12 protein-coding genes are annotated in these 17288 nt (G+C 71.4%); 4 read left to right on the forward strand and 8 right to left on the reverse strand.

Annotated features, from left to right (window positions below; all coding sequences use genetic code 11):
- Nucleotides 1–84 precede the first annotated feature (84 nt).
- From ABZZ20_RS06520 to ABZZ20_RS06530, 3 genes are read left to right on the forward strand one after another with little or no spacing between them, the layout of a single operon-like run.
- A complete protein-coding gene (locus ABZZ20_RS06520; protein WP_356867963.1) occupies nucleotides 85–960 on the forward strand; it encodes a hypothetical protein in 876 nt (291 codons plus the stop codon).
- Nucleotides 960–3833 carry a stealth conserved region 3 domain-containing protein gene (locus ABZZ20_RS06525; RefSeq protein ID WP_356867425.1) on the forward strand — a complete coding sequence of 958 codons (2874 nt, stop codon included), beginning with the start codon at nucleotides 960–962 and terminating at the stop codon, nucleotides 3831–3833. Before ABZZ20_RS06520 ends, ABZZ20_RS06525 begins: the two co-directional genes overlap by 1 nt.
- A gap of 56 nt (nucleotides 3834–3889) precedes the next feature.
- A complete protein-coding gene (locus ABZZ20_RS06530) occupies nucleotides 3890–5290 on the forward strand; it encodes a GDSL-type esterase/lipase family protein (protein WP_356867427.1) in 1401 nt (466 codons plus the stop codon).
- A 138-nt stretch (nucleotides 5291–5428) separates the two neighbouring features.
- On the opposite strand, the gene ABZZ20_RS06535 is transcribed toward ABZZ20_RS06530, so the two are convergent.
- The 6 genes from ABZZ20_RS06535 to ABZZ20_RS06560 all read right to left on the reverse strand — a co-directional run bounded on the left by ABZZ20_RS06535 (nucleotide 5429) and on the right by ABZZ20_RS06560 (nucleotide 13372).
- Entirely contained in the window at nucleotides 5429–6427 is a 999-nt protein-coding gene (locus ABZZ20_RS06535; protein ID WP_356867429.1) for an endonuclease/exonuclease/phosphatase family protein, read from the reverse strand.
- A gap of 125 nt (nucleotides 6428–6552) precedes the next feature.
- Nucleotides 6553–8682: a 3-hydroxyacyl-CoA dehydrogenase NAD-binding domain-containing protein gene (locus ABZZ20_RS06540; protein WP_356867431.1), complete on the reverse strand. Its 2130-nt coding sequence runs from the start codon at nucleotides 8680–8682 to the stop codon at nucleotides 6553–6555.
- Nucleotides 8679–9905, reverse strand: coding sequence for an acetyl-CoA C-acyltransferase (locus tag ABZZ20_RS06545; RefSeq protein ID WP_356867433.1), 1227 nt, complete (start codon nucleotides 9903–9905; stop codon nucleotides 8679–8681). The genes ABZZ20_RS06540 and ABZZ20_RS06545 overlap by 4 nt, the downstream gene beginning before the upstream one ends.
- A gap of 421 nt (nucleotides 9906–10326) precedes the next feature.
- Nucleotides 10327–11598 carry a ribonuclease D gene (locus ABZZ20_RS06550; protein ID WP_356867435.1) on the reverse strand — a complete coding sequence of 424 codons (1272 nt, stop codon included), beginning with the start codon at nucleotides 11596–11598 and terminating at the stop codon, nucleotides 10327–10329.
- A 158-nt stretch (nucleotides 11599–11756) separates the two neighbouring features.
- The gene (locus ABZZ20_RS06555) at nucleotides 11757–12419 is read right to left on the reverse strand and encodes a response regulator transcription factor (protein WP_069922445.1); all 663 of its coding nucleotides are present in this window, start codon (nucleotides 12417–12419) and stop codon (nucleotides 11757–11759) included.
- 296 nt (nucleotides 12420–12715) lie between these two features.
- A complete protein-coding gene (locus ABZZ20_RS06560; RefSeq protein WP_356867437.1) occupies nucleotides 12716–13372 on the reverse strand; it encodes a DUF3000 domain-containing protein in 657 nt (218 codons plus the stop codon).
- A 91-nt stretch (nucleotides 13373–13463) separates the two neighbouring features.
- Between ABZZ20_RS06560 and hemE the strand changes: the two genes are divergently transcribed.
- On the forward strand, nucleotides 13464–14528 hold the full coding sequence (gene hemE, locus ABZZ20_RS06565) for a uroporphyrinogen decarboxylase (protein WP_356867439.1): 1065 nt from the start codon (nucleotides 13464–13466) through the stop codon (nucleotides 14526–14528).
- Nucleotides 14529–14715: 187 nt separating this feature from the next.
- On the opposite strand, the gene ABZZ20_RS06570 is transcribed toward hemE, so the two are convergent.
- Nucleotides 14716–16098, reverse strand: coding sequence for an FAD-dependent oxidoreductase (locus ABZZ20_RS06570; protein ID WP_356867441.1), 1383 nt, complete (start codon nucleotides 16096–16098; stop codon nucleotides 14716–14718).
- Nucleotides 16099–16159: 61 nt separating this feature from the next.
- The gene (locus ABZZ20_RS06575) at nucleotides 16160–17155 is read right to left on the reverse strand and encodes a DUF4349 domain-containing protein (protein WP_356867443.1); all 996 of its coding nucleotides are present in this window, start codon (nucleotides 17153–17155) and stop codon (nucleotides 16160–16162) included.
- Between the last annotated feature and the right edge of the window lie 133 nt (nucleotides 17156–17288).

Raw genomic sequence — 17288 nt, forward strand, 5'->3', positions numbered from 1 at the left:
ACCCTGCTCAAGCGCCTGGTCAAGCGCCTGATCCAGTCCCAGAGCGCGTGGGCCGGGCGGATCCTCGCCGTCCGTGCCTGGCTGATGGCCCATGTCTTCCTGCCCCGGCGCAAGGGACGCGCCGCCGTGTTGCACTACGCGGCGGTTCTCGACGGCCACACCATGAACCTGCACGCCGTCCTTCCCGACTCGGCGCCGCTCGGCGAGTCCGCCGAGATCGAGCTGAGGAACGGCCGCAGCCGCGTGTACGCCCCGGCGCACCTCTACGAGGACCGCGAGGACCGGCTCCTGATGGACGCCGCCGTGCTGCTGGGCACCGGTCCCGGCGGACTCGCCCTGCCCAGTGGGCGGTGGAAGACCACGCTGCTGATCCAGGACGGCCGCAAGACGCGCAAGCTCCCACTGCTGTTGGTCGAGCCGCCCGTCCCGTACGCCGGACCGACCAAGCCGATGGGCGCCTCACCCGTCGACGGAGTGCGCCATCGCCTCGGCCGCACCGTCACCGGGAGCCTGCGCGTGGTCACCTCGAACCCGAAGCCGTCCGCCGAGGTCGTCCGCATCGATCTCTCGCACTCCGCCCTCGTCGTGGACTTCCGGCTGCTCGGTACCCGGATCCAGGACCCTTGGGCCGAGTTCGTCGCGTCCCGACGCCGCATCGAGCGCCCGGTGGAGGCGCTGCCCGGGGGCATCTGGCGGGTCGTCGTGCCCCTGGAGGAGATGCCGCCGGAGCGCCGGGCCACCGAGCACTGGGACATTTCCGTGGCCTCGGAGTCGACCCGGGCCCTGCGGATCGGCCGCAGGCTGCACGACGTACGCAACCCGATGCGCGTGTTCGCCATCAACAAGGCGGTGGTCGCCCCGGCCGGCCGGCCGCCCATGATCGTCCATCCCCGTTACACCGCCGCGGGGAACCTCCGGGTCACCTGCAGTCGTATGCCCGAAGCCGGGCGGAGAGCCTGATGAAGATCACTTTTCTGCTGACCACTGCCGACGCCGTGGGAGGCACCGAACGAGCGGTCTTCAACCAGGCCTCCGAACTCGCCGCCCGGCACGAGGTAAGGGTGCTCAGCATCTTCCGCACCCAGCCCGAGCTGTTCTTCCCCCTCGACCAACGGGTACGGGTCGACTACCTCGTCGACTCGACGGGCCCCGTGCCCCGGCCGACCCGCCGCGTCGAGCTCGGGGACGAGGCGTACGCTGTCCTCGCCGCCCAGCCCAGCAGCCTGGTCGACCGGGCGTGGGAGGCCGCGTTCAACCGGCTGTCGGACATCGAGCTCGAACTCGCGCTCCAGCACACCGACACCGACATCCTCATCACCACCACCCCGGCCCTGATGGCACTGGCCGTCCAGCTCGCCCCCGGCCGGGTCATCACCGTGCACCAGGAGCACCGCGTCTCCGAGCTGCGCGGCACCAGCGGCGAGCCCCTCCTGAAGTACGCCCCCCGCCTCGACGCCCTCGCCGTGCTCAGCAGCCGCACCGGCGAATGGTTCGCCGAGACCCTCGGCGCCGCGGCCCCGCGCATCGAGGTCGTCCCCAACGCACTGCCCACCGGCTTCCGGCCGCGCTCCACCCTGGAGACCCGGACCGTGGTCACCGCCGGCCGCCTCGTCGGCGAGAAGCAGCTCGACCACGCCGTCAACGCCTGGGCGCAGGTGGCCCCGTACCACCCCGACTGGATCCTGCGCATTTTCGGCGACGGCCCGCTCGCCGGCCCGCTGCGCCGCCAGATCAACCAGCTCGGCCTGCACGACAGCATCCAACTCAACGGGAACACCCCGCATCTGGCGGAGGAGTGGGCCAAGGCCAGCATCGCGCTGATGACCTCCCGCAACGAGGCCTTCCCGCTCGTCCTGATGGAGGCCCAGGCCGCCGGTGTGCCCGTGCTGTCGTACGACTGCCCCAACGGCCCGCGCGAGATCATCCTCGACGGACGCTCGGGCATCCTCGTACCGCACGGCGACGTCGCCGCCTTGGCCCTCCAGCTGCGGCGCCTCATCGAGGACCAGGGGCTGCGCCACCACATGGGCGCCCAGGCCGCCCAGACGATCCACCGCTTCGACCCGCCGCAGATCACCGCTCACTGGGAGAAGCTCTTCAAGGAGCTGGCCGGCCACCGGGAGAGTGGCCGCCGCGACGCCGTCAAGGCCGACCGGCTGGCCCTGCACGCCGTCCGCAGTGGCATCGACGGCGCGGCCATCCCGGCCGCCCCCGCCCCGCCGAGCCAGTCCCGCGCCGGCAACCAGGTCCAGCTGGAGCAGCAGATCGCCAAGCGGTACCGCGAACTGGTCCGCGACGGCGGCCAGCTGTGCCGCGTCACCGACACCGAGTCCCCGTTCGACATCGTTCAGGCCAACATGGCGTTCGCGGCCGACGCCCTCGAAGCGGCCGGAATCCCCTACCTGGTCGCCCGCGACACCATGGTGCGCAAGACCATCGGCGTCCACGCCTCCTATCGCGAGGGCGTGCTGAAGGCGCTGGCCGAAACCTACCGGCAGGAACCCGTCTACGCGGCCTTCCTCAACGAGCGCCAGGACGCCATCACCACCGTGCTCGCCGGACTCTCGGACGAACACCTCCAGCTCCAGTGCACGGGCGTCCGCGTCTACCAGAGCGTGGTGACCGCCTCGCGCACCCTCCGCCTGGGCGCCGTCTACGGCTGCACCATCTCCTTCTGGGAGACCGACCCCGAGGACGAGGAGTACGTGGTCACCCCGGCCCGCACCCTCATCGGCGACCGGATCTCGCAGCAGTCCATGCAGCGCGTCCCCATCGTGCTCGGCGGGCGTACCTACCCCACCATCGCGCCCTTCGCGCAGCCCCTGCACGGCGACGTCAACTTCCCCATCGACGCCGTCTACACCTGGGTGGACGGCTCGGACCTCGCCTGGCTGGAGCGCAAGAACCAGGTGCTGGCCGCGCTCGGCCTGGAGCCGGTGGACGCCGCAGCGAGCGCCGCCCGCTTCCGCAGCCGCGACGAACTCCGTTTCTCGCTGCGCTCGATCGACATGTACGCGCCGTGGATCCGGAACATCTACGTCGTCACCGACCGGCAGACCCCGCCGTGGCTCGACCTCAACCACCACCGCGTACGCGTCGTCGACCACACGGAGATCTTCGGCAACCGCGGTGCGCTGCCCACGTACAACTCGCACGCCATCGAGAGCCAGCTCCACCACATCGAGGGGCTCTCCGAGCACTTCCTCTACTTCAACGACGACTTCTTCATGGGCCGTACCGTCCTGCCCAACCTGTTCTTCGAGGGCAACGGACAGGCCAAGCACTTCATGTCGCCGACCGCCATCGCGATGGTCCCCACCCGGCACGATGACGACTTCAACATCAGCGCGGCCAAGAACAACCGCGCGCTGATCGCCGGATCCTTCGGCCAGAGTCTGACCCACGGCTTCCTGCACGCGCCCTACCCGCTGCGCCGCAGCGTGCTGGCCGACCTTGACCGGGCGTACCCCGACGTCGTGGCGGCCACCGCCGCGAGCCGTCTGCGCAGCCACTCGGACGTCTCCATCGCGTCCTCGCTGCACCACTACTTCGCCTACCAGACCGGCCGGAGCATCCCGGGCCGCATCGCCTGCGGCTTCGTCAACGTCGGCCTGAGCGAACACCGCACCCGGCTCACCCGCCTGATGACGGCCCGCCCGCACGACGTCTTCTGTCTGAACGACTACCACGACGGAGACGTCCCCGAGGACGAGCAGGACGCGATCCTGACCGCGTTCCTGCCGAGCTACTTCCCGGTGGCGAGCCAGTTCGAGTACGGCGCCTCGCGCAACCAGCGATACCACGCCGGTCTGCTCCCCGAGTGGCCCCTATAGGTCCGCGACGGCCGAGCGGCGAGCCCTGGTGACCTGAGCGTGGAAGAGGAGAAGCAGTGACCAAGATTTGCATCATCGGAAACTCCGTGGCCGCGTCGCGGACGCCCAAGGAGGCCCCGTTCGCTGGCTGGGGTCAGTTCCTGGGTGAGTTCCTGACGCCGTACTTCGAAGTGCGCAACTACGCGCGCGACGCGATGACCGCACGCGGCTACTACACCGAGCGCCTCCTCACCCTGCTGAACCTGCTGGAACCCGGTGACGTGGTCGCGGTCGACTTCGGAGGCGTCGAACAGCGCATCGACAAGCCGGACCTCTACCACAGCCACCGCGAGCTAAGGGAGTTCCTCCACGTCTACCTGGAGGCCCTCCGCGGCGCCGGGGCCTTTCCGGTCCTGCTGACCCCCGCCATGCGCTGCGTGTTCGAGCCGGACGGAAGCGTCGCCGACACCCGGGACGGCTATCCACAGGTGGTGCGGGAGGTCGCCGCCGAGACCGGCACACCGCTGGTCGACGTGACCGCGATGACCACCGCCATGCTCCAGGAACTGGGACCGCAGCGGGCCCGCCAGTACTACCGCTGGGTCGACGCAGGAGAGCATCCGAACCACCCCGACGGTCTGATCGACGCCTCCCACTTCAATGAGACGGGAGCCCGGGAGGTGGCCCGGCTGATCGCGATCGGCCTGCACAACGCCGGCGCCGCGGGTGGTCTGCCCTACGGGATGGTGAACCCGGACGCGGTCTCCGTGGCCCCGTCCTACCCGCCCGTGCTGACCGAGTTCACGGTGGAATCGCCCGAACGCGCGCTCCACGGCGACGCGCCCGTCGTGCCCGCTCCGGAGTTCACCGGCCCCAAGCCGGGCCAGGCCGTGAGCGCGATGCAGAAGTTCTGGGGGACGGCCGCGCCCGGGACGACGTACCTGCTCTTCTTCGAGCAGGGGGTCTACGTCGGCGGCACGCAGGTCAACTCCGAAGGCAAGTGGACCTGGCGCCGCGCCCTGAAGTGGACGGCCGGAGACCATCTGATCCAGGCCGTCGGCATCACCGGCCACGGTCTGTCCGCGATGGGTGCGCTCCCCTTCACCGTGTGGGACAGCGTCCCGCCGCCCGTGGTCGTCGGCCCCCGCGAAGGCACCCTCAGCGGCCCCCGCCCCCGCTTCTCGGGCACCGCCGTCCCCGGAGTCTCCCAGGTGATGGTCATGGAGGGGGACCGGCTGATCGCTACCGCCCCGGTGCAGAAGGACGGCACCTGGAAGGTGACCCATCCGCACGACTGGAGACCCGGCACCTACACCCTGGAGTTCGTGGCGATCTTCAGCGCCATCCACTCCCTGCCCGCCCGGCACACCCTGCGCGTCCACGGACTCCCGCCCGGCCACTGGATCAGCGAATCGACGATGTCCCGGGTGCCCTGCTCCGGCAAGTGCGACCACAAGCCCTTCGACGGCCGCTGGTGACGCGGACCCCGGGCCGCCCGGGGCTTCCGTCCTGGCGCGTTTCTCTCCGGCCGGTCGGTCAGCTGCCCGGATGCGTCTGTCCGGTCAGAAGGGGGCGGCCCGTTCCGGCGGGCCCGCCCGACCACGCGCCGACGGAATTCAGCGCCGGAGGCTGATCGTCGCGTACACCGGAGCGTGATCGGACTTCCCGTTGGGGACCGTGCCCTCCGTGTTCGGGGTCGTGTCCATACGGGTCCTGTCCACACCGCAGTTGGCGAACTTCGGCGGCGCCCCGTCCTCGCCCGCGGAGGCGAAGACGTGGTCGAGGGTGCGGTACACGTGGTCGCTGATCTTGGGGTCCCAAGCGTGGTGCGTGAACTGGCCCGAACGCGTGAGCTGCTTGCACTCCGTCAGGGCCGTCGTGAACGGGGCGAGTTCGGGGGACTTCGAGTCCCGGTTGAAATCGCCCGTCAGGATGTACGGCTTCCCGTCGGGGGCGGCCCGCCTGACGATGCGCTCCGCCTGCGCGGAGCCGCGCTTGTCGCTCGAAGGCAGCAGGTGCGTCGTACACACCCGGTACGACCAGCCCTCCACGTCGACGCACAGCACCGGCGATACCTGCTCACCGCTCTGCGGCTCCTCGTCCGAGAGCGTGTTGCTCGACGCCTCCGCCGTGACCTTGCCGCGTACGGCGATGGCGATGCCCAGCTCACCCGTGAGTGAGCCACGGCAGTCGGCCGCGCCGTCCGGGCGGGTACCGCGCGCCCTACGCACCGTCCAAGAGTCGTCCAGTGCCTCTTCCAGCAGGGCCAGGTGACTGCCAGGGGCGCCGCCGCACACTTCCTGGAGCGTGATGACGTCGGCCTTCCGCTCGTCGACCATCGCGCGGATCTCGGACACCGTCAGGTCGGGCCGGTTGCGGTTGGGGCAGTAGCCGCGTGCTCCGCGCTGGCCGCCCGCCTCGCCGCAGATGTTCCAGTCGATGACGGTGATGCGGCTCGGGGCGGCCGATGCCTGGAGGTGGCTCGGAGAGGCCTTCGGCGCCGGGTCGTTGGTCAGGACGTACCCCGTGACGCCCAGGAGGGCGCCGACCGCCGCGCAGACCGCCGTGATCACGGCAGCCGACCGCTTGCGGGGAGTCCGTGTCCAGCTGTCCATTCGCGGGTGCATCCGTCGATTATCCGATGTCAGGATCGGCACCCGGACGCGGGGCACCGCGAAACGGCGGCGGCGCCCGCCCTCGCTCAGGAGGACGGGCGCCGCCGTTTCGTGCTGCGCAGGCGTCAGGCCGGGATGCTCGCCAGGCCTGGGGCGAGGAACTTCTTGCCGTTCACCCGCTCCGAGACGCCCTCGCGGTCCAGGTACGGCGTGATGCCGCCCAGGTGGAAGGGCCAGCCGGCGCCCGTGATGAGGCAGAGGTCGATGTCCTGGGCCTCGGCCACGACACCCTCCTCCAGCATCAGGCCGATCTCCTGCGCCACCGCGTCCAGGACGCGGTCGCGGACCTGCTCCTCGGTCAGGACGACATCGCCCTGGACCAGGAGGGCGGCGACCTCGGGGTCGAGCTCCGGCTTGCCGGAATCGTAGACGTAGAAGCCGCGCTTGCCCGCCTTGACGACGGCCGCGAGGTTCGGGGAGACCTTGAAGCGCTCCGGGAAGGAGCGGTTCAGGGTCTCGGAGACGTGCAGACCGATCGCCGGGCCGACGAGCTCCAGCAGCACCAGCGGGGACATCGGCAGGCCGAGCGGCTCGATGGCCTTCTCGGCGGTGGCCACCGGGGTGCCCTCGTCGATGACGTTCTGGATCTCGCCCATGAAGCGGGTCAGGATGCGGTTCACGACGAACGCCGGGGCGTCCTTGGTGAGGACCGCGGTCTTCTTCAGCTTCTTGGCGACACCGAAGGCCGTGGCCAGCGAGGCGTCGTCGGTCTGCTCACCGCGGACGATCTCCAGCAGCGGGAGGATCGCGACCGGGTTGAAGAAGTGGAAGCCGACCACGCGCTCCGGGTGCTGGAGATTGGAGGCCATCTCCGACACCGACAGCGAGGAGGTGTTGGTGGCGAGGATCGCGTGCGCCGGAGCGACCGCCTCGACCTCCGCGAACACCTTCTGCTTGACGGACATCTCCTCGAACACGGCCTCGATGATGAAGTCCGCGTCCGCGAAGCCCTCGGCCTTGTCCAGGACACCGGTCACCAGGGCGGTCAGGCGGTTGGCCTTGTCCTGGTTGATGCGGCCCTTGCCGAGCAGCTTCTGGATCTCGGCGTGGACGTAGCCCACACCCTTGTCCACGCGCTCCTGGTCGATGTCGGTGAGGACCACCGGCACCTCCAGGCGGCGCAGGAAGAGCAGCGCCAGCTGCGAGGCCATCAGGCCCGCGCCGACGACGCCGACCTTGGTGACGGGACGGGCCAGGGACTTGTCCGGGGCGCCGGCCGGGCGCTTGCCGCGCTTCTGCACCAGGTTGAAGGCGTAGATGCCGGAGCGCAGTTCGCCGCCCATGATGAGGTCGGCCAGGGCCGTGTCCTCGGCGTCGAAGCCGGCCTGGAGGTCGCCGTCCTTGGCCGCGGCGATGATGTCCAGGGCGCGGTAGGCGGCCGGGGCGGCGCCGTGCACCTTGGAGTCCGCGATGAAGCGGCCCTTGGCGACGGCCGCGTCCCAGGCCTCGCCGCGGTCGACCTCGGCGCGTACGACCTCGGTCTCGCCCTTGAGGACGCGAGCGGTCCACAGGAGCGACTGCTCCAGGAAGTCCGCGCCCTCGAACAGCGCGTCGGCGATGCCGAGCTCGAAGACCTGCTTGCCTCGCAGCTGGCGGTTCTGGTTCAGCGAGTTCTCGATGATCACCGAGACCGCGCGCTCGGCGCCGATCAGGTTCGGCAGGATGGCGCAGCCGCCCCAGCCGGGAACCAGACCGAGGAAGACCTCGGGCAGCGAGAAGGCCGGAATGGCCTTCGAGACGGTGCGGTAGGTGCAGTGCAGACCGACCTCGACACCGCCGCCCATCGCCGCACCGTTGTAGTACGCGAAGGTGGGGACGGCCAGCGCCGACAGCCGCTTGAAGACGTCGTGGCCGCCCTTGCCGATGGCGAGCGCCTCGTCGTGCTTCTTCAGCAGCTCGACGCCCTTGAGGTCGGCGCCGACCGCGAAGATGAACGGCTTGCCGGTGATGCCCGCGCCGACGATGGAGCCGGCAAGGGCCTCCTGCTCGACCTGGTCGATCGCCGCGTTCAGGTTGGCGAGGGACTGCGGGCCGAAGGTGGTCGGCTTGGTGTGGTCGAAACCGTTGTCCAGCGTGATGAGCGCGAAGCGCCCGGCACCGAACGGCAGGTCCAGGTGACGCACGTGCGCGGACGTGACGACCTCGTCCGGGAACAGCTCGGCCGCACCCTTCAGGAGCTCAGCGGTGGTGCTCACTTGGCGTCTCCCTCGGAGGTGAAGTGCGGGTTCTCCCAGATGACCGTGGCGCCCATGCCGAAGCCGACGCACATGGTGGTCAGGCCGTAGCGGACGTGCGGCTGCTCCTCGAACTGGCGGGCCAGCTGCGTCATCAGACGGACGCCGGAGGAGGCGAGCGGGTGGCCGAACGCGATGGCGCCGCCGTACTGGTTCACCCGGGCGTCGTCGTCGGCGATGCCGTAGTGCTCCAGGAAGGCGAGCACCTGGACCGCGAAGGCCTCGTTGATCTCGAAGAGACCGATGTCATCGATCGTCAGACCGGCCTGGGCGAGGGCCTTCTCGGTGGCCGGGATCGGGCCGTAGCCCATGACCTCCGGCTCGACACCCGCGAAGGAGTACGAGACCAGGCGCATCTTGACCGGGAGGTTGTTCTCCCGGGCGAAGTCCTCGGACGCGATGATCGCGGCGGTCGCACCGTCGTTGAGACCGGCGGCGTTGCCCGCGGTCACCCGGCCGTGCGTACGGAACGGGGTCTTCAGGCCGGCCAGGTTCTCCAGCGTGGTGCCCGGGCGCATCGGCTCGTCGGAGGTGACCAGGCCCCAGCCCGTCTCACCGGCCGCCTCGTTGGTGTTGCGCACCGAGATCGGGACCAGGTCCTGCTGGATCTTGCCGTCGGCGTACGCCTTGGCGGCCTTCTCCTGCGAGCGCACGGCGTACTCGTCGGCGCGGAGCTTGGTGATCGTGGGGTACCGGTCGTGCAGGTTCTCGGCGGTCATGCCCATGAAGAGGGCGGACTCGTCGACCAGCTTCTCGGAGACGAAGCGCGGGTTCGGGTCGACGCCCTCGCCCATGGGGTGGCGGCCCATGTGCTCGACACCGCCGGCGAGGGCGACGTCGTACGCACCGAAGGCCACGCCGCCCGCGACGGCGGTCACGGCGGTCAGCGCGCCGGCGCACATGCGGTCGATGGAGTAGCCCGGAACGGACTGCGGGAGGCCCGCGAGGATGCCGGCGGTACGACCCAGCGTCAGGCCCTGGTCGCCGATCTGCGTGGTCGCGGCGATGGCGACCTCGTCGATCTTCTTGGGGTCCAGGTCCGGGTTGCGGCGCAGCAGCTCCCGGATCGCCTTCACGACGAGGTCGTCGGCGCGGGTCTCGTGGTAGATGCCCTTCGGGCCCGCCTTGCCGAACGGGGTGCGGACGCCGTCGACGAAGACGACGTCCCTGACGGTACGAGGCACGTTGGCTCTCCTCCAGGTGCGGGATGGCACTGCTGCGCGGGGGCGGCTCGGCATGCTTTCCTGAGCGCCCGCTCACCCGGCCATGCTACTTGCGGGTAACCCTTGTGCACACCCCCTCCCCGAACAGCGGCGAACGTCACACTCCGGACCATGCCGCCCACCGTGCGCCCCGGCCGCACGCCAGGCCGTTCGGAGCGCCCGGAGCTACCCGAACGGGTCGGGCATCCGGCGCGTACGGTCGCGTCGACGACGCCGCGCGGACACCGGGCCTCGCAGACGGCCTCGCAGACGGCCCGGCCGACCGCCCCGCTGACCTACGCCGCGCGGCTGAACAATGAGCAGGGCGACGGGGACGAACGACGACGGGGTCCTCACTCCCTTGGAGTGAGGACCCCGTGCCCGCTTCCGGCGGTGTGGCGGGTCAGGCGTTCGCGGCCAGGGCCGTGACCAGGACCGCGGTCACCTGCTCGATCTGCCACGGACGGGCGCCGTAGTCCGCGAGGGCCTGCGCCACAGCGTCCTGCTCCCGCCGCTGCGGCGGCTCCCAGCACAGCCGGCGGACCGTGTCCGGGGTGATCAGGTTCTCCTGGGGCAGGTTCAGCTGCTCCGCGAGCGCCGAGACGGCAGCCCGGGCCGCCGACAGCCGCGCCGCAGCCGCCGGGTCCTTGTCCGCCCAGGAACGCGGTGGCGGCGGGCCCGCAGGGGTCGCCCCCGGCTGCGGCAGCTCGCTCTCGGGCAGGGCCTTCGCCCGGTCCACCGCGGCCATCCACTGGTCCAGCTGGCGCCGGCCCATCCGCTGGCCGTACCCGGGCAGGGCCGACAGGGCGTGCACGTTCGTCGGCAGGGCGAGCGCGGCCTCGACGATCGCGGCGTCCCCCAGCACCTTGCCCGGCGACACGTCGCGCCGCTGCGCGATACGGTCCCGGGACTCCCATAGCTCCCGTACGACGGCCATCTGCCGGCGGCGGCGCACCTTGTGCATGCCGGACGTCCGGCGCCACGGGTCCTTGCGGGGCGGGGCGGGCGGGGCGGCGGCGATGGCGTCGAACTCCTGCCGGGCCCATTCCAGCTTGCCCTGCCGGTCCAGTTCCTTCTCCAGCGCGTCGCGCAGGTCCACCAGGAGCTCCACGTCGAGCGCGGCGTAGCGCAGCCACGGTTCGGGGAGCGGGCGGGTGGACCAGTCGACGGCGGAGTGCCCCTTCTCCAGCGCGTAGCCGAGAACGCTCTCGACCATCGCGCCCAGTCCGACCCGCGGGAAGCCGGCGAGGCGGCCGGCTAGCTCGGTGTCGAAAAGGGAGGTGGGGACCATGCCTATTTCGCGCAGGCACGGCAGGTCCTGGGTCGCGGCGTGCAGGATCCACTCGGCGGAGGTCAGGGCCTCGCCCAATGCGGAAAGGTCGGGGCAACCGACCGGGTCGATCAGCGCGGATCCTGCGCCCTCGCGGCGCAGCTGCACCAGGTAGGCGCGCTGCCCGTAGCGGTATCCGGAGGCGCGCTCGGCGTCGACCGCCACAGGTCCGGTGCCCGCGGCGAAGGCCGCGACCACCCGGGCGAGTGCGTCCTCGTCGGCGACCACCGGAGGGATCCCCTCGCGGGGCTCGAGCAACGGAATCGGCGCCTTTTCGACGTCGTCCGGGGGGCCGCCCCCGGTGGTGGTGCGCAGGTCTGCTGCGGTCTCTTGGGCGTCGGTCACCGCTCAAGGGTATCCGTGGATGCGGCGCGCCCGTCGCCGGAACGTTCCGTCGACGGGCGCGGGATGGACGTGCGGACGTTTCCCGGGGTTCCCCGGGAATCCCCGGGGCCTCTCCAGGGGTTGGCCGGGGGAATCCGTCGGGGTGCCTCCGGGAGGGTTCAGTGGATGATCCCGGTCCGCAGTGCGACGGCGACCATCCCGGCCCGGTCGCCGGTGCCCAGCTTGCGGGCGATCCGGGCGAGGTGGGACTTGACGGTCAGGGCGGACAGGCCCATCGAGACGCCGATGGCCTTGTTGGACTGGCCCTCCGCGACGAGGCGCAGGACCTCGACCTCGCGGCCGGAGAGCTCGCGGTAGCCGCCCGGGTGGCTCGGGGCACCCGGGGGGCGGCGGTGCATACGGGCGGCGGCAGCGCCGATGGGGGCGGCGCCGGGCCGGGAGGGGAGCCCGATGTTGGTGCGCGTGCCGGTGACGACGTAGCCCTTCACTCCGCCCGCGAGGGCGTTGCGCACGGCGCCGATGTCGTCGGCGGCGGACAGGGCCAGGCCGTTCGGCCACCCGGCGGCCCGGGTCTCGGAGAGCAGGGTGAGACCGGAACCGTCGGGCAGGTGTACGTCGGCCACGCAGATGTCGCGCGGGCTGCCGACGCGGGGGCGGGCCTCCGCGATGGACGACGCCTCGATCACATCACGAACTCCGAGGGCCCACAGATGGCGGGTCACGGTGGAACGGACGCGCGGGTCGGCCACGACGACCATGGCCGTCGGCTTGTTCGGGCGGTAGGCGACCAGGCTTGCGGGCTGCTCGAGAAGAACGGACACCTAGGCCTCCTGGGGGAGTGGCGGGACGGCCGGCTCGGGGAAGGAAGCCGGTTTCGAACCGTGCGGATGGTCACTGACTCCTTCGGCACGTCACCCGCCCGGCTTTAGGGAATGATCACGATTTGGTGAGTAACAATTCGGGCAATTCGGACGCACGATCGATCATCTGGTGATCAGAAGCCCACAACGGGCGCCCGGTTCCGACAGTCGGCCGTGCGCGCTCGATCGGCCGTTCTACGGGGTGTGGTGCGTTCGGACGGCGCGGCCCGCCCGCGTGCCGCCGTACGGACCCACGACTACGGGTGGTGCGGACCGCGCCGTTGTGGCAGGGAGACCACGCCCGTCCCCGAGTCCGTCGCTCCCACCGGCGGAAGCCCCGCGATCTGGCACAACAGCTCGCACCACGCCAACAGGTGCGCGGACGTGTCCGGCACCCCGCCCACGCCCTCGCGCGGCGTCCACGAGGCCCGGATCTCGATCTGCGTCGCCGGCCGCCGCTCCGCAAGCCCGCCGAAGTAGTGCGAGCTCGCCATGGTCACGGTCCCGCTCGCCTCCCCGTACGCCAGGCCGCGGGCGTCCAGGGCACCCGTCAGCCAGGACCAGCACACCTCGGGGAGGAGCGGGTCCGCCGCCATCTCGGGTTCGAGTTCGGCGCGGACGAGCGTCACCAGCCGAAAGGTCCCGTGCCAGGCGTCGTGCCCGGCCGGATCGTGGAGCAGGATCAGCCGGCCGTCAGCCAGATCGTCCTCCCCGTCCACGACGGCGGCTTCGAGCGCATAGGCGTGCGGGGCCAGGCGCTGGGGCGGTCTGGCCGGGTCGATCTCGATCCCCGGACGCAGGCGCGCCAGCTTCAAGCCGTCGACCGCCCGCCGGAACGGGAGCGGGACGGAGCTCTCCTTCCCGCTGTCCACACCGTCGGCGCCATCTGAAGATCGTCCCTGAGCCGCAGCCATGCGGGGAAGACTAGGCGGAACGAGCGCCCCTGCGGCGCAGGGACACCCGCGCCGGGCCGCGCACTTCGTCATACGTGCGAAGATTTGCCGCGTGAGCGCCAACAGCCGCCCCACGGGCCAGCCGAGTCAGACGTACGATTCCGCCTTCCTGAAGGCGTGCCGGCGGGAGCCGGTGCCGCACACCCCGGTGTGGTTCATGCGGCAGGCGGGGCGCTCCCTCCCCGAGTACCGGAAGCTGCGCGAGGGCACGCAGATGCTGGAGTCCTGCATGCGGCCCGACCTGGTCACGGAGATCACGCTCCAGCCGGTCCGACGCCACAACGTGGACGCGGCGATCTTCTTCTCCGACATCGTGGTTCCGCTCAAGGCCATCGGCATCGACCTGGACATCAAGCCGGGCATCGGCCCGGTCGTCGCCCAGCCGATCCGCCGCCGCGAGGACCTTGCACAGCTGCGCGACCTCACCCCTGAGGACGTCTCGTACGTCACCGAGGCGATCGGCATGCTCACGGGTGAACTGGGTGCCACGCCGTTGATCGGTTTCGCAGGGGCGCCCTTCACCCTCGCGAGCTACCTGGTCGAGGGCGGCCCGTCCCGCAACCACGAGCACACCAAGGCCCTGATGTACGGGGACCCGCAGCTGTGGGCAGACCTGCTCGACCGCCTCGCGGAGATCACCTCGGCCTTCCTGAAGGTGCAGATTGAGGCGGGCGTCTCCGCCGTGCAGCTCTTCGACTCCTGGGTCGGCGCGCTCGCCCCGGCCGACTACCGCCGCTCGGTGATGCCGGCCTCGACGAAGGTCTTCGAGGCCGTCGCCCCGTACGGCGTGCCGCGCATCCACTTCGGCGTGGGCACGGGCGAGCTGCTCGGCCTGATGGGCGAGGCCGGCGCGGACGTCGTCGGCGTCGACTGGCGCATCCCGCTGGACGAGGCGGCCCGCCGGGTCGGCCCCGGCAAGGCGCTCCAGGGCAACCTGGACCCGGCGGTGCTCTTCTCCACCCCCGAGGCCATCGAGACCAAGACCCGCGAGGTCCTGGACGCGGCGGCTTCGCTGGAGGGCCACGTCTTCAACCTGGGCCACGGCGTCCTCCCGACGACCGACCCGGACGCCCTGACCCGCCTGGTGGACTACGTCCACACCCAGACCCAGCGCTAGGCCCCGTCGCCAGGGTCTCGCCTGGCCCGCAGCCCGCAGCCCGCGGTGTCGTTGTGAGGACGGGGCCCGGGCCCCGTGCTCGGTACCTCAACGGAGCGGGGGCGGGTCCGACGCCGTCGTCGGACCCGCCCGGACCCGCCTCGTGCTGTGACCGGAGAGGTTCACCGGCCCCCTTCAGGTCACCGCACTAGCCGCCCGCGGTGCGGACCGCCGAGACCGCCTTGCGGGCCGCCACTAGGATCGGGTCCCACACCGGGGAGAACGGCGGGGCGTAGCCCAGGTCCAGCGACACCAACTGGTCCACCGTCATGCCCGCCGTCAGCGCGACCGCCGCGATGTCCACCCGCTTCGCGGACCCGGCGCCCCCGATGATCTGGACGCCCAGCAGCCGGCCCGTGCGGCGCTCCGCCAGGATCTTGACCGTCATCTGCGCCGCCGTCGGGTAGTAGCCCGCCGTCGTCGTCGAGCTGATCGTCGCCGTCACGAAGCGCAGACCCGCCGCGAGCGCGTCCTTCTCGCGCAGCCCCGTACGGGCGATCTCCAGGTCGCACACCTTGCTCACGGCCGTCCCGACCACCCCCGGGAACGTGGCGTAGCCGCCGCCCGCACCGGAGCCGATCACCTGGCCGTGCTTGTTGGCGTGCGTGCCCAGCGGAATGTGCCGCATGCGGCCGGAGACCAGGTCCAGGACCTCCACGCAGTCGCCGCCCGACCAGATGTTCTCGTGGCCCCGGACCCGCATCGACAGGTCGGTCAGCAGGCCGCCCGACTCGCCGAGCGGTAGGCCCGCCGCCCGGGCCAGGCCGGTGCGGGGCTCCACGCCGATCCCGAGGACCACCACGTCCGCCGGGTACTCCTCGCCCGCCGCGGTGGCCACCGCGCGGACCCCGCCCCGATCGTCCGTGAGGATCTTCGTCACCTCGGCGCGGGACACCGTACGGATCCCCATGCCGTTCATCGCACGGTGCACCAGAGCGCCCATGTCCGGGTCCAAGGTGGCCATCGGCTGCTCGCCGCGGTGCAGGACCGTGACCTCGTACCCCCTGCCGACCAGCGCCTCCGCCATCTCCACGCCGATGTAGCCCGCGCCCACGACGACCGCCCTGCGGCCCTCCGTACGGTCCAGGGTGTCCATCAGGCGCTGGCCGTCGTCCAGGGTCTGGACGCCGTGCACCCCGTGCGCGCCGATTCCGGGCAGGTGGGGGCGGATCGGCCGGGCGCCGGTGGCCAGGACCAGCTTGTCGTAGCCCGTCCAGGACTCGGACCCGGATTCCAGGTCGCGGGAGCGGACCCGCCCCCCGGCGAGGTCGAGCTCGACCACCTCCGTGCGCGTCCGCAGGTCGATGCCCCGGGCCCGGTGTTCCTCGGGGGTGCGGGCGATCAGATCGTCCCGATCGACGACCTGGCCACCGATCCAGTACGGGATGCCGCACGCGGAGTACGAGGTGAAGTGCCCCCGCTCGAACGCCACGATCTCCAGTTCTGCCGGGCCCTTGAGCCGGCGGGCCTGTGACGCGGCGGACATCCCCGCCGCGTCACCGCCGACCACCACCAGTCGTTCCGTCGCCATCGTCCGTCCCCGTCCCGCGCACCGTCCCTTACCGGGGAACACGCTACGGGCGAATGGGCGTTCAGTCCGTAACGCGAGCCGATTCGGTCGGGTCCGCGGCCCGTGCCTCCGGGACCCGCTGCGGGTCCGGCGTCGACTTCGGCTCCGCCGGACGCAGCCGCCGGTACGCCCGGAAGCACAGCAGCACCAGGGCGGCCGTCATCGCGAACGGCAGCAGCACGGCGACCACCAGGGTCAGGTAGCGCAGGATCGTCGTGAAGACGTCCCAACCGCCGCTCAAGGCGTCCGTGAAGGACGGCTCCTCGTCCTCGTGCACCGCCGCCTTCGGGGCCGGCTCGGAGACCTCCATCGTGATCGTGCCCATCGAGGTCCGGTCCTTCAACGCCGTCTGCTGCGCGATCAGCGACTCCAGGTCCGACTGACGCTTGCTCAGTTCGGCCTCCAGCATGACCAGATCGCCGAGCGCGGAGGCCTTCTCCATCATCTCGCGCACCCGGGCCACGCTCGCCCGCTGCGACGTGACCCGGCTTTCGATGTCGGCGACCTTCTCGGTCACGTCCTGCGCCTCGACCGTGCGGTTCAACAGCTTCCCGCTGCCCTCCAGGGCGCCGAGCACCGCGTCGAAGCGGTCGCCGGGCACCCGCAGGGTCAGCGTCGACGTCATCCGGCCGTCCTTGCCGCGCTGGGTGGACTCGTTGCCCACGTACCCGCCCGCGCCCTCCGCCGCCGTGCGGGCCGCGGCCAGTGCCTTCTGCGCGTCCGCCGTCTCGACGGCGAGCTTGCCCGTACGGATGACGTGCGGGCGCACGGCAGCCGGCTGCTGCGGGTTCTTGGCCGCATCGGCCCCGGAAGCCGCCGGTGGAGCCGCCGCAGCCGCCCCCGGCTTGCCCTGGGGCGCGCCCTCCGGAGCCTGGACCGCCGCCTTGTCGGCCGAGGCCGAGCGGGCGCCGTCGGCGGAACCGCAGCCGGTGAGCGCGAGCGCCCCGGCCAGGGAAAGGGCGGCCAGGGCGGCCGCGCCCCGGTGTCCGGCAGTAACGCCTTCGCGGATGGTGCGCATCGGTGGTACCCCCCAAGGTTCGGCTGGTGTCGGCGTTGTGACGCACGGGGTCCCGCCGCGGGTTTCGCTCCCGCGGTCCCGAGCCGATCCCGATGCGGTCACGGTCCGGCCTCGGTGATCGGCCGGTGAGCGG

Source organism: Streptomyces sp. NPDC006430 (assembly GCF_040612395.1).
Lineage (GTDB): Bacteria > Actinomycetota > Actinomycetes > Streptomycetales > Streptomycetaceae > Streptomyces.

Excerpts from the sequence above, each read along its gene's own strand:
- ABZZ20_RS06525 (WP_356867425.1), top strand. The coding sequence starts at position 960 with ATGAAGATCACTTTTCTGCTGACCACTGCCGACGCCGTGGGAGGCACC.
- ABZZ20_RS06575 (WP_356867443.1), bottom strand. The coding sequence starts at position 17,155 with ATGCGCACCATCCGCGAAGGCGTTACTGCCGGACACCGGGGCGCGGCC.
- ABZZ20_RS06535 (WP_356867429.1), bottom strand. The coding sequence starts at position 6,427 with ATGGACAGCTGGACACGGACTCCCCGCAAGCGGTCGGCTGCCGTGATC.
- ABZZ20_RS06520 (WP_356867963.1), top strand. The coding sequence starts at position 85 with ATGGCCCATGTCTTCCTGCCCCGGCGCAAGGGACGCGCCGCCGTGTTG.
- ABZZ20_RS06570 (WP_356867441.1), bottom strand. The coding sequence starts at position 16,098 with ATGGCGACGGAACGACTGGTGGTGGTCGGCGGTGACGCGGCGGGGATG.
- ABZZ20_RS06560 (WP_356867437.1), bottom strand. The coding sequence starts at position 13,372 with ATGGCTGCGGCTCAGGGACGATCTTCAGATGGCGCCGACGGTGTGGAC.